11 protein-coding genes are annotated in these 15,608 nt (G+C 45.9%); all 11 read right to left on the bottom strand.

The window, feature by feature from the left end:
- Window positions 1-15 precede the first annotated feature (15 nt).
- The 11 genes from A8709_RS21330 to A8709_RS21280 all read right to left on the bottom strand — a co-directional run bounded on the left by A8709_RS21330 (window position 16) and on the right by A8709_RS21280 (window position 15,417).
- A complete protein-coding gene (locus tag A8709_RS21330) occupies window positions 16-1,728 on the bottom strand; it encodes a cache domain-containing sensor histidine kinase (protein WP_065854901.1) in 1,713 nt (570 codons plus the stop codon).
- A complete protein-coding gene (locus A8709_RS21325; RefSeq protein ID WP_065854899.1) occupies window positions 1,725-2,549 on the bottom strand; it encodes a response regulator transcription factor in 825 nt (274 codons plus the stop codon). Before A8709_RS21325 ends, A8709_RS21330 begins: the two co-directional genes overlap by 4 nt.
- Window positions 2,550-2,572: 23 nt before the next feature.
- Window positions 2,573-3,418 carry a carbohydrate ABC transporter permease gene (locus A8709_RS21320; RefSeq protein WP_244163277.1) on the bottom strand — a complete coding sequence of 282 codons (846 nt, stop codon included), beginning with the start codon at window positions 3,416-3,418 and terminating at the stop codon, window positions 2,573-2,575.
- Window positions 3,415-4,305, bottom strand: a complete 891-nt coding sequence (locus A8709_RS21315) for a carbohydrate ABC transporter permease (RefSeq protein WP_244163285.1) — start codon at window positions 4,303-4,305, stop codon at window positions 3,415-3,417. The genes A8709_RS21320 and A8709_RS21315 overlap by 4 nt, the downstream gene beginning before the upstream one ends.
- Before the next feature lie 86 nt (window positions 4,306-4,391).
- On the bottom strand, window positions 4,392-5,696 hold the full coding sequence (locus A8709_RS21310; RefSeq protein ID WP_065854897.1) for an ABC transporter substrate-binding protein: 1,305 nt from the start codon (window positions 5,694-5,696) through the stop codon (window positions 4,392-4,394).
- Between the two features lie 243 nt (window positions 5,697-5,939).
- Window positions 5,940-7,199, bottom strand: coding sequence for an MFS transporter (locus tag A8709_RS21305; protein ID WP_065854895.1), 1,260 nt, complete (start codon window positions 7,197-7,199; stop codon window positions 5,940-5,942).
- Between the two features lie 147 nt (window positions 7,200-7,346).
- A complete protein-coding gene (locus A8709_RS21300) occupies window positions 7,347-9,239 on the bottom strand; it encodes a hypothetical protein (RefSeq protein ID WP_065854893.1) in 1,893 nt (630 codons plus the stop codon).
- Window positions 9,240-9,275: 36 nt separating this feature from the next.
- The gene (locus A8709_RS21295) at window positions 9,276-11,735 is read right to left on the bottom strand and encodes a glycoside hydrolase family 27 protein (RefSeq protein WP_244163276.1); all 2,460 of its coding nucleotides are present in this window, start codon (window positions 11,733-11,735) and stop codon (window positions 9,276-9,278) included.
- Window positions 11,736-11,855: 120 nt separating this feature from the next.
- Window positions 11,856-13,535 carry an extracellular solute-binding protein gene (locus A8709_RS21290; RefSeq protein ID WP_065854892.1) on the bottom strand — a complete coding sequence of 560 codons (1,680 nt, stop codon included), beginning with the start codon at window positions 13,533-13,535 and terminating at the stop codon, window positions 11,856-11,858.
- Window positions 13,536-13,642: 107 nt separating this feature from the next.
- Window positions 13,643-14,539, bottom strand: coding sequence for a carbohydrate ABC transporter permease (locus A8709_RS21285; protein WP_065854890.1), 897 nt, complete (start codon window positions 14,537-14,539; stop codon window positions 13,643-13,645).
- A gap of 23 nt (window positions 14,540-14,562) precedes the next feature.
- The gene (locus tag A8709_RS21280) at window positions 14,563-15,417 is read right to left on the bottom strand and encodes an ABC transporter permease (RefSeq protein ID WP_065855138.1); all 855 of its coding nucleotides are present in this window, start codon (window positions 15,415-15,417) and stop codon (window positions 14,563-14,565) included.
- Window positions 15,418-15,608 lie beyond the last annotated feature (191 nt).

The raw sequence follows: 15,608 nt of genomic DNA, 5'->3' as shown, positions 1-15,608 counted from the left end.
GCTGCCTATATGCTGCTATCTCCGCATCGGAATAACGACCGTTACGGTCGTTCCGACACCTGGCTCGCTCTCTATGGTAAGACCATACTCCCCGCCAAAATATAAACGAATACGTTCTTGCACATTGCGCAGCCCATATCCGCCGCCTTCTGATTCCAGCAAGCTGGCTAACACGGATGTATCCATACCGATGCCGTTATCTTGCACGATAAAGTGGAGATCTTTCCCCTCAAACTTCACCCCAATTCGTAGCAGCTTCCTGCCGTCGCCGTCTTCCTTCTCATCCAATCCATGAATGATCGCATTCTCAACAATGGGCTGTAAAATGAAATTGACCGTCTCGCAGTCATAAGCCGCTTCATCAATCTCATAGATGACTTCAAATTCATCGTCATGCATAATCAGCTGGATATCTAAATAGGCCTGGATATTGCCGATTTCATCTCGAATACGAATGAGGTGTCGTCCTTTGTTCAGGCTGGTTCGATAAAATTTCGACAACGCATTGGCCACTTTACTGATGTCCATCGCATCCTGCTGAACCGCTTTCCAGTTAATGATGGACAAGGTGTTGTACAGAAAATGCGGAGAGATTTGCGCTTGGAGCGCCTTCAGCTCAGCTTCCTTTTCCAACATGCGCGCTTGAACTGCTTCCTGAATCGAGTCTTGCACCTTCTTCACCATGTCGGCGAAGCTTTGGGTCAACTGGCCAATCTCATCCTTCGCATTGGACATAATCGGCACATCGAAGTTGCCATTTTCCACGATGCTGATCTTCTTTTTCAAAGCAAGAATCGGTTGCACCAACGTTCGCGAGAACAGCCAAATGATGCACAGCAGCACCATGATACAGATCAGAATAACAGAGGCCGTCGCTTTCAAAATGTCCTGCGTATCCACGATCATGCTGGTCGTCGGCATAAAATACGTGAAGGTCCAGCCCGAGTTAGGCAGTGTGCTTCGCGTCATCATATATTCTTTGCCCTGCATACGGAACTGCCCCTCCTCTTGAGCACCGATCTCCCCGATCGCCTTTTCACTTAATGTCGACGCTTGTTCCCCAGCATAAATCACCTGCTGCTTAGTGTCCGTAATCAGAATCCCGTATTCGCCGTCGTAGACCTGATCGAGCTTCTCGAACATTTTATCGTAATCGATCTTCACGTACAGCACCCCAGCAAAGGTGGTATTGTCACTCTTCTGAATGTTATGCGTCGCATAAAGCACCTGCTGCTGCTGATCATAGTGCCATTGCGTCTTGCTCGCCCGCTTCGCCTCTTCATACCATTCGGTATGACGGACAGCATCGCTGGGATATATGAAGTTCCCGATCTGTTTCCCCGTAAAATCGGAATAAAAGAGCACGTCTTTCATCTCTCTATTGATGTTGATATAATACCAAATTGTCGGCTCGATGTTATCGTTGAGCTCCTTGGTATAGCTGAGAATATCCGGCAGCTCAGAGCCTGTTACCTTCTTCACAATGGGATTAAACACCATGAACGAGATGAAATTACCTGACTTCTCCATCTTCTGATCCAAGTTAAGCGCGGTTTGTGTAACGGTATGATTCATCCCAATGAGGAGCTGCTTCTTCAGATAGCCTTTGGACGATTGATAGGCATAGATCCCCAACGCCAGAATCGGGATGATAATAACGACTAGATACGTAATAATAAGCTTTTTCCTGACCGTACTGTTGCGAAAATAGCCGAGCAGCTGCTTCACGATGGACGCACCTTTTCCCTGTATTCCTTAGGTGTCACACCAAAGCTTTGTTTGAACGTCAGACCAAAGTAAGACATGTCCGAGAAGCCGACCATTTTATAGACATCGTTAATCTTATAATTGCTTTGATCTAGGAGATACTTGGCCTTCTCCATACGGTACTGATTAATATATTTAACGACGCTGACCCCTGTCGCTTTCTTGAACATATGGCTGAGATAGCTGGCCGATAAATGAACGCTTTTGGACAAATAGTCTAAGCTCAAATCCTGTTCGTACTCTCTCTCAATAATGCGCAGCACATCTTCTATAGCTCGCTTGCGGGAATCCGCATCCGATTCATCTGTGCTATCGTGTATCAGGTTGCGCAGGCGCTGTTCTTGCTGGTAGACAAGTCCCGCTTCGTACACCTTCTGCCAGTCCTGCTGCTGCGCCTTGGCTGCCTGCTCCTGATTCAACTGCTGGACGACAGCAGCGATGACAGTATGAAATTCTTCCGGCTCAATGGGCTTGAGCAAATAATTCGAAACCTGCAGGGAGATGGCCGTTTTGGCATAGTCGAATTCCCCATGTCCGCTGAGAATGAGAATTTTGAGTCGAGGCTTTAGGGCTCTAGCCTCTCGGGCTAGTTGAAGCCCGTCCATGAAGGGCATTTTAATATCCGTCAGCAGTACGTCCATATCATGCTCTTGCAGCAACTCCAATGCGGCTCTGCCGTTCTTCGCCTCCATGATCTCCAATGGGAAATTGTACTTGGTCATCAGGAACTTAATCCCTTCACGCTCAATCTTGTCATCATCTGCGATCAATATCCGGTACATGTGAAATCCCCCCTGCTTCCATACTACCCTTTAAGCGCGCCTGCCGCTACGCCTTTAATCATGTATTTCTGCATAAACAGATAGAACACGAGCAGAGGAGCTACACCTAAGAGCAGCATGGGAAATAAGCTGGTCCAATCCACGGAAAACTGTCCAATATTCCGAAATACTTCCAGTAAAATGACATTATGTTCACGGGATTGCAGGAACAGCAGCGGATTCATGAAATCGTTCCACACGTTCAAGGTCGTGACAATCGCTACCGTCGCAATGACCGGCTTCAGCAACGGAAACGCAATCCGCCAAAAGGTGCCCTGCACCGAGCAGCCGTCCATGAAAGCAGCTTCCTCCAGCTCCAACGGCACCGAAGTGCTGATAAAGCTGTGAAACAGGAAAATCGCAATGACACAGCCATTGCCAATATTCACGACAATAACCGCTAATAAGTTATCCATAAGCCCTAAGCTGTTGATGAGTTTATATAAGCTAACCAGTCCCATTTGGAAAGGAACCATCATACCGGCGAGAAATAAGTAAAAAATAAATGTGTTCAGGGCATGCGTCCTTCGAGCTAACCCATACGCCGCCATCGAGGACACCAGAATGATCCCGCTCACAGAGACTCCCGTTACAATCAGCGTGTTGAGGAAAACGCGCGGGAATTTCATTGTTTTCCAAGCCAAGATGTAATTGTCTACGTTAAAATGGCTTGGCAGTGCCAGCGGGTTCAACGTCGCTTCGTCCGGTGTTTTGAAGGTCGTTACAATCAGGTAGTACACGGGAATGAAGAATAGCGCCGCGATAACAATGAGGAAGGCCTCGAACGAAACATTTACGGCTCGCTCACGTGTGGACAGCTTCATATTCATTGAATGCGATTCCCCCATTTCCCAAGAACGCGCATCATCACGGTCGTGATCAACATGACCACAAAGAAGAATACCACCCCTGATGCTGCTCCTTTACTATAAAAGCCTTCATTGAAAGACGTCTTCATATAAGCCGTCATGATCGTCTGCGTCGCATTACCTGGACCTCCGTCTGTGAGGGCGAGGATGATATCAAATACTTTGAGTCCGCCAATCATGGCGGTAACCGCAACGACATTCACCGATGGCTGCATGAGCGGCAGCGTCACTTTCCAGAACTGCTTCCATGCGGAGGCGCCGTCGATATCGGCAGCTTCGTACAAATCTTTGGGAATACTCTGTAAATTGGCCAAAAAGATGACCATCGCCCACCCTGTCCACTGCCACAGCTGTGTCAGAACGACCGAGTACAAGGCTAAATCGGCGTCGCCGAGGAAATTAATTTTAGCTAATCCGAGTGCGGTTAAGCCTTTGTTGATCAATCCGAAGTCCGACGTCGACATCAAATAGTTCCACAGGAATCCAATGATGAGCGGGCTAAATACCGCCGGCAGGAAAAAGACGGATCGCAGCACATTGCGGGAGAACAGCTTGCGATCTAGGAATATAGCCAGCACAAGGCCAAGAGCTGTTTGAAATACCGTCATGATTAGCGCATAAATGAGTGAGTTTTTAAATCCTGCGACCAACATATCATTGTTGAACATACTCACGTAATTTTTGAATCCAACATAGTTCAAATGGGTCATTTTCGAAATGGAGTAATCCGTTACGCTGTAATAGAACATCGATAGAAATGGATAGACAGAAAATACGAGATAGAACACAAGTGCAGGCATGATCAGCATGCCATAGCTCAGCTCTCGACGCAGCAGCTTGATTCGCACAATAATCAACCTCTCTAGACAACTTACGGCAGCCACCGTGTATTGCCAATGACCGCCGCAAGTTCATTTATGAAATTACCTTCTTCTTATTTCTTTACGAGTTCAGCTGTTTTCTTATCCGTCGCTTTGAGTGATTGACTGACATCACTTTTGCTGCCTAGTAATTCTTGCAGGTGCTTGCCATAATCCTCGATAATGGATTGCGCGTTGTCGCCCCAATTGTTCCACGGTGCATATACATTGCCAGCTTTAAAGGTCGCTTTCACACTCTCGTATTCGCTTGGCATCTCAAACTCAACGCCCTTCAAGTAACTGCTGCCACCTTTGTTATCCTCCCAGAAAGCCTTCTGTCCTTCCGGTGTAGAAATCAGATCAAGAACCTGTTTCACCGCATCCGTGTTCTTTGACTTGCTGTTTGCTGCGAAGCCTACGCCTGGACCGCCGATTAACCAGCCTGGTCCTGCTGTGGAGCCATAGAACGGAAACATATCCACCTTGATGTTCGGATTCTTCTTTTTAATCGCTTCCATCGCCCACGGACCGGATTCCCACATCGCTGCCTTGCCGGTTGCGAACTCATCCAGCGCTTGATCATAGTCGACACCGAGCATATCTTGTGTGATATAGCCTTGTTTAATCAGCTCCGACCATTTCTCAAGCGAGCTGTTCCAGCTGCCTTCGAGCGTTTTTTTTCCTAGACCATACGCAACATCGAACGTCTTGTTCTCTGGTTTGGACAGGAAGTCGTTCATCACAAGTCCCATGGAGGACTTCATCATCGGCTCCCAGGATTTCGCACCCATGGCTTGCGGCTTCACGCCGCCTTTCTTCAGGGCTTCGTGCAGTTTCAACTCTTCGTCGAACGTAGTCGGCGGCTTCAAGCCCAATTTGTCGAAAATCTCTTTGTTATAGAAAATCCCTTCAAACCAGCTAATCCCAGGCAAAGCATATAGTTTGCCATCTGTCGTATAGACATTTTTCCCCGCATCATTATAACGATCCGCGAGTGAGGTCAGATCAGCCAAATAACCTAATTTCGCATACTTAGCACTCGTCGGTGGGCTCACCGAAATGATATCTGGCCCTGATTGCGCAGCTAATTGCGTTGCCACGATATTATCAAACTGCTTATTATCGATAAACTGGTACTCAAGTTCAATATTGGGAAGCTTTTGCTTAATCAGATCTAGCAATGACTTCACGCTGTCTTCTTTGTTCCAGTACGCCATTCTCACTTTCACTTTCTCTTGCTTCGCGCTAGTTGTCGTTTTCGTATCGGATTGCGGTGTTGCAGACGCTTTGGTATCGCTTGCATTTTGACTTGCACAGCCTGTGAGTGCCATGGAAGCTACCAAACCTACAGACACTAGCATTGTCGATATTTTTTTCATCGGATGACCCTCCCGTTATCTACTCGTTTACTCACTTGCGAACCGGTTCTGATATTTAGTATATCGGATGGGAGGGAGCGACAAAATCTAAGATTCTTTAGAATGCTATGAGAAAATCTCTATGTTGTGAAATGCAGGGCAGTTCTACAAGAAAAAAGCTCAAACCCTGCAACTTTCATTTCGTTGCTGGTCTGAGCTTTTTAATTTCGAAATTTTTACCATATTAGACAACTGTAAGAAATGCTACGTCTGTCCCTGCAATCTCCGATCCAGCATCCCTTGCACGAACCAGGCATAAACCGCATACCCAATCAGCAAGGCAATCGCCGTAAGAAGAAATGGCAGCGCATAATGATTACCAGCCAAAATAAAGCCCGCCCAGTACGAGGCGATCGTATTGCCGACGCTGCGGGAAACCGTGCGCATACCTGCAAACAGGTTGCGGTCTTCCTCCGCGACAGCCGACATGCATTGGCTGTCCATCAAATTGTTCAGCATCGTGAAGCCTGTTCCACGAATGAGCAGCAGCATCGCGAATACGGCGGTAGGCATAGCAATCGCCATCAGCGCCACGACCACGATGTTATAGATAAACAAGAATACGAAGGTTCTCCGGCCTCCCCATCTCTCCACGACATAGGGCATCACAATCGAGCCGATGAAGAAAAAGAAGCCAGACAGCGCAAGCAAACCAGAGATGTTCCCATCGCCCATCTGAAAACGGAATTTCAGAATGACATTCAGGAAGGGACTGAGCAGCCCAAACGTAAAGCCTGAGTTGAAAATAAGCAGTGAAAGCAGCAGGAGAAAATAGATGGCGTGCTTTCTTTTTGGCTGAGGCTGATTGCCAGATTTCGCTGCTTGAGCGCCGCTAGCTCCATCTGCCACCGCAGCATTCACTTTTACGTGCGTAGAAGGAAGCAGCAATCCCCGCAGGATACCAGAGAGCCCTAAGCAACCGCCGGCTATGAAGAAGGCATACTGATACAGCGTCGTATGTCCAGGCACCCATTCCGGCAGGTAACCGCCAAGCCATGTTCCAATGCCGGTAAACAGCGTAAATATAGCGAAAAGCAAGGAGTACGCGCTCGTTTCTTCCTTTTTACTGGTACAATATTGGAAAATCAACTGAATTTCGGAATTCACAATCGCGGTAATCCCAAGCGAATAAATCAGCTGTGCGACCGTAATCGCGCCAAGACTGGTTCCGAAGCCGAAGAGTATGAGTGACAGGAAGGCTAACAGCATGCCGGCGACTAGCATCTTTTTACGACCGATATGCTTGACAATGAAGCCTGCCGGCAGGCTGGCCAAGCCAATGGTCAGTGCGCCGAGCGATGTAATTTTGCCGATGTCTCCTTTAGAGAAACCGAGATCCAGGAGATGTAAGTTCAGAATTAGGCTGAAGATACCCACGCCGATGCCAAACAAGCTTTCGGTCGCGATAAACTTCTTCACGTTAGGCGATAAGTCACGAAATAATTGTATGAAATACGACCACATAGATGTACCTTTCCTCTAGCTAGTATGTGCTCTATCTTACATGGCGGCGGCAGCTAGTTCAATCCTATTTTTTAACTATTGGTCAAATTTCAAATAAAGAAAGAACAGGTCGAATGTCATCATTCGCCTGTCCTTGCCAGTAAAAGCTTAATTAAATATCTTAAGTGCATCAAGAAGTAAGTACGTGCCGGATTTTTTCACAGCCTTGATGGTATGAGAACCGCTGGACAATCCGGAAATGCTGTATACCGTCTGTTGGGCTAATCTCGTCGCGTTATAGGCGCTCACGGTTTGTTTAAACACGTTATCTACATAAATATCCATATCGCCACCTGAGGGATCCTTTTCTGTGATGAAATCTATTCCCGTTCCCGTAAACGTATACTGAACATAATCATTGTTCGTTTGGGTCCATTGCACATCATCATTGTAATCGCCAAAACCTCTACCACTGCTATTCCACCAAGTACCTGTATAATTTAGACCGGCTGCATTATTGTTTACTAGCTGAAACCCTTTATAAACCTTGAAGGAATCGACAATGCCATAGGAATTGGTTTTGTTAATAATTTTGATCGTGTGGCTGCCATTGGTCAGGCCATTAATGCTATAAACCACTTGCTTAAGCAATCTAGAGCTATTATACAAATTAACATTTTGCTTCAAAACATTGTCTATATACACATCTACGTTGCCCATGTCCGAACTCTTCTCGCTTAAGTAATCGATCCCTGTGCCTGTAAACGTATATTGGGCAACAGCTCCAATAACATTGGAATAATGCACATCATTGTTATAATCGCCTAGATTCCTATCTTTTTGATAGCTCCAGCCGCTGTCGTAACTAATGGAAGCATCATCGTCATTTACTGTTGTAATGCCGCTTCCGTTCCCAACTGTCATATGAATTCTAAAATAGCGTTCTCCTCCGCCTGACGTATGAAAATCCCTCGGATAGAAGATGTAGAAATCATTGCCAACTGTAGAATTATCATCCGATGTACCGCTAGAAAGGCTCATCATCGTCGAATACGGCATGCGGTAATCCGTTCCACTCTGAGCAGCGTCAATGACTGTTTCCTCTCCCCAATTTAATCCATCCGTAGATGAGTATAGCAGCAGCCTGCTCCCGCCTTCATCGTTGACCGTAATCACATATTTGCCAAGTCCAGGAACATAAGCAGCGTCTGAATGGAAATCCCGGAGATTATGCCCTCCATAATAGTCTAATCCTACATTTGTAACCGTTCCCCCAGGGATGATATTCGAGCCTGTTCCGCCCATTGCCGGTTCCGTCCAAGTACCGTTATTGTACTTATAAAAAGGTGTTGTCGTATTGCTATCAATAGCAGTTTTAATCGTAGCTAGCGATGCTTTAGCGACACTCATTCTTTTCTCCGTGCCTGTTTGTTCATTAAAATAAATATAGAGATCACTGCCAACTACCACATAAGGAACTCCGGCGACATTACCAGCAGCTGAATTCACTCCGTTCGTAACCGGTTCTTTGTAGTTCACATGCGGGCTCAATACATCTCCTAAGTATTTCCAATTCAAACCGCCGTCAGTTGACTTAGCTAAGCCAAGATAGAAGCAATCATTTGCTGAATTGGACCAATATCTTTCTCTGTGAACAAGCCCTAGCAATGTGCCGTCGGCATATTTATATACGCCGGAGATCCAAGTCAACCCATCCCATCCGTTATGGTCAATACTCACATTGCCAACAAAATTCTGGAAAGGGTTGCTTAGCGGCCCGTAGTACAGCTTAAAGGCATCCCATTTGCCATTCAACACATACAAATTATTGGCGTCTTTCTTCCATGTTCCTAACGTACCATCGATATACGGATTCACGGTAGCATTCTGATCCGTCGACGCATTGTTGATGTACTCGGGCCCATCAAAAGTTAGCCCTGCTACAGCAGCGCTTGCAGGTTTACTTAACAGCAATATTGCCATCAAGCATATCGCTGCTATCCAGATAGAAATACCCCAAATTGAAAATCCTGACTTTTGTTCATGCATTCTGGTTACCATCTTCACAAGCCCCTTTCGAATTTTAATCAGTGCATCTTAATGAATCACACGTAGAGAATCTAGAATGAGATATGTGCCTGTTTTCTTCACGACTTTCAAGGTATGCGATGTATTGGATAGTCCAGAAATACTAAACAACGTTTGCTGAGACAGCAAGCTCGCATTATAAGCACTCACCGTTTGTTGAAGCACATTATCCACATAGATGTCCATGTTGCCTTGCCCCGTACTCTTTTCTGTAATTAAATCAATACCTGTTCCTGTAAAAGTAAATTGATAATAATCATTATTGGTCTGTGTAAAATGCACATCATTGTTGTAGTCTCCGAATCCTCTACCGCTATTAAGCGACCAGGCTCCTGAATAAGTAATTCCGGGGTCTGTATCGTTATATTGAATCTTGGTTCCACCAGTAAAACTCAATTTATCTAACAGCATAAAAGTTCCGGAAGTTTTTACACCTTTAATCGTATGAGAACCGTTAGATAGACCTGAAATACTGTAAACCGTTTGTTGGGCCAATCGACTCGCATTATACGTACTCACGGTTTGTTTAAATACATTATCCACGTAGATATCGATATTGCCTTGGGAGGGATCCTTTTCCGAAATCAAATTAATTCCGGTTCCCGTAAACGTATACTGGAAATAATCGTTGTTCGTTTGGGTCCAGTGCACATCATCGTTGTAATCCCCAAAACCTCTGCCGCTGCTGAGATTCCAAGTTCCCGTATATGTGATGCCTGTGTCCGTATCATTCACTTGAATGGGGGCCGCTACGGTAAAGTTTAATTTATCGAGCAACATATACGTTCCCGTCTTTTTCACACCCTTAATCGTGTGTGAGCCATTTGACAATCCCGTAATGCTGTACACCGTTTGCTGAGCTAATCGACTGGCGTTATACGTACTCACCGTTTGTTTAAACACACCATCCACATAGATATCGACATTGCCCTGCGAAGCGTCCTTTTCAGTAACCATATCAATGCCTGTTCCCTGAAACGTATATTCAACGTAATCGTTATTCGTTGAAGTGTAATGCACATCATCCATATAATCGCCTAATCCTCTATTCCAACTTCGCTGCCAAGCACCTGTATATTTAATCCCGTTATCGTCATCATTGACGGTAAGTGATCCGCCATTCGTTACAACTTTCAGTAAGCGCGAAGCATGTGAAGCCAGATTGGTGGAGCTGAAGCTCGAGTTAAAGGTTCCAAGATCTGTATGGATCCATAAATCTCTAACTGTTGCAGAACCGTTCAAGCCGATATCGTTCCAATTCACAGTGACGGTAGCGGCGCTGCTGCCCAGATTAACTAATCCTACTGTATAACTGCCATCTCCGTTATTGGCATACCAAACCTGCTGGTTAGTCGTAGTAACTGCACCGACAGGATGTGCTGGATGACCCGCTTGATTAACAGCAATCACTTCATCATTGGTCAATAATCCAAGGTCAAAGCTGTCCAAATTGGTCAAATCGCTACCCAAGTAAAATTGTGCGGACGACATGGCCCATAAGGTCATGGCTGATTGCCGCTCATCCTGCGTCAACCCATCCATGGCACCATTGCCAATATCTAAGGAATCCAAATCATTCCATCCCCCTGGACCGGCATCTCTCCACCAACCCACCACATCGGGATAACGCTGGACAACGCTATTCCAATTCGTTAAGGAAACACCCGCACAATAACATTCGACATCCCATTCGATGCGCCAGCCGTTCGCATACTGCTTCCATGTATCTACATAGTTATGATCCAAAGCCCAAGAAAGCTCTAACCATATATTGTGCGGGGCCAGCGCAGTAGCCCATGCGGCAACATCACCACGTGCATCGATCGACGTATCGTTATGACCAGACCCTGGCGTGACGCTGTCGAATTTAAGTAAATCGACCCCCCATGATGCAAACAGGTCGGCAATGGAAGTGATATAACTCTGTGCGCAAGGATTAGAGAAATTAATCTTATAATTACTATTCCAATAATCGGCCGTAGTTAATGGCAAAACGACAATGTCCTGTGTATGGCAGGATGTTCCGTAAATGGGCGAATTCGCATTATAAGCATCTTTCGTCATGCCTGGAATCCAATAAATACCGATCTTTTGTCCATTGGCATGCACATAATTGACCAGATTTGTAAAACCGCTTGGATATAGCGCAGCGCTTGGCAAAGGACGCCCATAAGCGTCTATGCCTGAATTCCAGGCCGCATCAATATTAATACGATTATAGCCGTGGGATTGCAGGTTCGTATGCATCGCGTCAGATTGGGCTTTAATCTGTGCCTCCGTAATCCAGGTGGTGCCGCCATTCGTATAAACCTGCATACTGTAGCTGCTCCAGCCCATTAGCGGCTTTTGGGCTAGCCCATTATTGGAAGCGCTTGCTTTCGTGTTAGTTGAAACAAAAACGGCTACTACTGCGAGTATGAATATTGTGATTAAACGCCCCAATCTAATTTGATTTAACCTAGTTATCAATTTCATTCATCTCCTTTAATAGTTAAGTATTACAGCTAGTTGTAGACAGTAAGAAGGCGCCTTATCGAAACGTAACGATAAAGCGCCTGTTGTAATTGCTAGTATGTGATTGCTCTTGTTTTACTTCTTGCTGTAGGTGGATGAGTCATACGATTTTTGCATAATTGTCAAATAACTTTTCAAATCCAGACCGTCGAACCCTTTCACGTAAGCATCCCAATCTTTATCCAAGTTTTTATTGCCAGTAATGAATTGGAGTGCGCTTTGATTAACATAGTTTGTGATATTCGTTTGCAGCATGCTGGCTTGATCCGCACTATTCGGGTCGATCCACAGTGCCCAGTAAGGGAATACTTGCTTCGGTTGTTTCGTGTCGTAATTATTTTTGGTTGCCTCAAACAATCTGCGCTCATAGGCCTTGTCGCTATAGATATCCGTCGATTGAACGAGTGAACCACGAAGATTACTGTCAGACAAGTATTGTCCTAAGGAGATCCAATTGTTGTTAAGGTTCTTTTCGCCTGCTTTTAACGGAATTGGCGCATAAAGCGGCTTCATCGAATCGTCTAGAGCCTTATCTCCAGACTGCGGTTTACGCCAGTCCACATCTTCTTTTCCGACTTGTGATGCAAGTTGGCCGTCTAATGTATACATATAGTCCAGCGCCTTAATGGCAGCGATTTGGACGTCTTTACTCGCTTTATTCGTCAGGACAAAAGATGTACCTGGATTACCTGCATAGCTAAAAGTGGAATAAGAAACGTTGCCTGGCCCAACAATCGGCGGAATTGAATCGTAATCCTTGGAGAACCGGTTCCCGTCTGCAATATCAACGAAGATCGCCGGATGCATGCCTGCGCCTGCTCCCAAAATTTGCGCGTCTTTATTCTCACCGATCTTTTTGAATGCGTCAGCATTTTGCGTGAAGGCACCTGGATCGATTAGCCCCTCGTCGTACAGAGACTTGATATATTTCAGTCCTTCTTTCCATTCCGGCTTGTTGGCTGCGATGTCCACTTTGCCGTTATCCATCACCAAGTACGTGTGATCATCGTCGTAAATGAAGCCGTTCATCAGGAACGGAACAACGTGCACGCCGAACGTTTCAATGGAACCACTCAGTGGAATTTCATCCGCTTTGCCGTTGCCATTCGGGTCTTTCGTTTTGAACGCCTCCAGCATTTTCTTGAAATCATCCGTCGTTTTCGGCGTTGAAATGTTGAGCTTTTTCATCCATGTGCTGTTCACCCACATTTTGTTCGGGAACGAGCAGTGGTAGCAGGCAGCAAACTGTCCGAGACCGTAGATTTTGCCATCCGGTGCCGTATTCATCGCTTTGTAGTCGGGATACGCATCCAGCGTTTTCTTGATGTTCGGACCGTACTTATCGATTAAATCATTCAACGGAAGGACGACGCCTTGCTGGCCGTATTTAAGCAAATCGCTTTGCGTGAAGTGATCGATATAAGGAACAAGCAAGAACAAGTCCGGGTAGTCTCCACTGGCTAGCGAGATCTGTCTTTTTTCCGGAGCGCCATCAAAAGGAACCGTTGTCCAGTTGAACTTGATATTAAACTTTTGCTCTAATTGCTTGGAAAACCAACTGTTCGCCAAATCCTGATTACTAGCTGAGTCTTGATCGGCAAATACCTTAATGCTGACCGGACCAGAAGCTGTCGCTTGCGCACTGCTTCCTGGAGTTGCAGTGCTGCTGTCTGTACTGCTGCTGTCGCTGCAGCCGGCCAAAACCGTGCTGATGGCAAGCGCGCAGATCGTTGCAGATATCCATGTTTTTTTCAAAATAAACCGCTCCTTTTTTTTTTGAAATTTGTATGATGAGTCCGTAATTTTTGGTCTGCCCGCCTACATAGGCATACCCCCTCTCCTTATGATCGTTTTTCGGTTCATTACCCTTTGACGGAACCGATCAGCATACCCTGTACGAAGTATCGCTGAACAAACGGATAAATGAGAAGTACCGGCAAACTCGATATGACGATGAGTGAATATTTCATCAAGCTCAGCAGTTGCTGCTTCTCGGCAATTTGCCCAGAGTCTAATGTGCCGGTATTCGAATTTAGAATAAGGATCGATCTGAGGAAGAGCTGCAGCGGAAACAGCTTGTCAGATTTCAAATAGATCAGGGCATCGAAATAAGCATTCCATTGGCCGATCGCATACTGCAAGGCTAATACCGCGATAATCGCCTTGGACAACGGGAGGACGATGCTTATGACGAAACGTGTATCGCTGCAACCGTCAATCTCGCTGGCTTCCGCAAGCTCATCCGGAATCGATGTGGCGAAGAAAGTACGCGCAATGATAACTTGCCACACCCAGATGGCGTTAGGCAACAACAGCGCCCAGCGTGTATTGACCAAGCCGACGGATTTCACGACCATATAGGTCGGAATCAATCCGCCCGAGAACAGCATCGTAAATACGATGAACATCATCAGTCCGCTGCGTCCGAAAAACGTTTTGCGGGATAAAGGATACGCGATTAAAATGGTCAAGATAACGCTGATTGCCGTACCGCACACCGTATAGAATAACGAATTTAAAAAGCCGGTTATAATCTGACTGCTTAGAAAAACGGACTTATATCCAATTAGCGTCGCCTCGACTGGCCAAAGCCATACTCGACCTCCTGATACCGCGGAAGGGCTGCTAAACGAAGAGCTTACGATAAATATAAGCGGATATAACGTAATTACCAATACAATCGTTAAAGCCAGGTAAATAAATCCGAGAAACAACCGGTCTCCGAACGGTTCGCGAACGGTTTGCTTCATGTTTGCCATTGTGGTAGCTCCTTTCTGTGCCTTTACCAAAGACTGTTGTTGGATAATCGTTTGGCAATCATGTTGACCAGAACCAACAATATCAAATTGATGCAGGAATTGAATAATCCGACTGCGGTTGCAAAGCTATAGTTGGCATTCAACAACCCGATCTTATACACATAGGTAGAGATGATGTCGGATGTTGACGTGTTAAGCGGATTTTGCAGCAGATACACTTTCTCGAAGCCGATCGCCATCACATTCCCGACGGTCAGAATCAGAATAACAACTGCGGCTGGCAGAATGCCCGGAATGTCAACGTGCCATATTTTCTGGATGCGCGAGGCCCCATCGACTTTGGCCGCTTCGTAAAGAGAAGGATCGATCCCAGCCAACGCTGCTAAATATATAACGGCAGAATAGCCGGCGGTCTGCCACACGTCAGACCAAACGTAGATCGATCGGAACATGCCCGGATTGCCCAGAAAATTAATGGAACCAACCCCGAATATGTTGAGAATATTATTAACGAGGCCTACCTTCGGCGCAAGGAAGAGCATAATAATCGAAACCATAACTACGGTGGAAATGAAGTATGGTGCATAAGTCACCATCTGCAGGGTACGCTTAAAGTGGCGGTTCTTTACTTCGTTCAACCCGAGCGCAAGAAGGATCGGGATCGGGAAACCGACTGCCAATAAATATAAGGATACAAACAGCGTGTTTTTCAGTAACGTACCGAACACCGGATTATGAAAGAATAAGTTGAAATACTTCATTCCAACCCATGGACTGCCCCAAATTCCTTTCATGACATTGTAGTCCTTAAAGGCCAGCACGGCATTCAACATCGGAATATATTTGAAAATAACAAAATATAGGATTGGCGGAATAATGAACAGGTACAGCTGCCAATGCTTTCTAAAGCTCTTGCTCGCGTTCGCTCCAATAGCAGCCCATGTTCCCTTTGCCTTTCTCCGCTCTTTTTTCGCGGTTATTATCGTTTCCAAATCAATTCCCCCTTATGTCATAGATTCCCAAGCTTTCTGATTTCTCGTTCCGCGTGATGATTGACAACGCTTTCTTC

The organism is Paenibacillus pectinilyticus (genome assembly GCF_001700435.1).
Classification (GTDB): Bacteria; Bacillota; Bacilli; order Paenibacillales; family NBRC-103111; genus Paenibacillus_E; species Paenibacillus_E pectinilyticus.
This window is presented reverse-complemented; position numbering and strand designations above follow the sequence as displayed.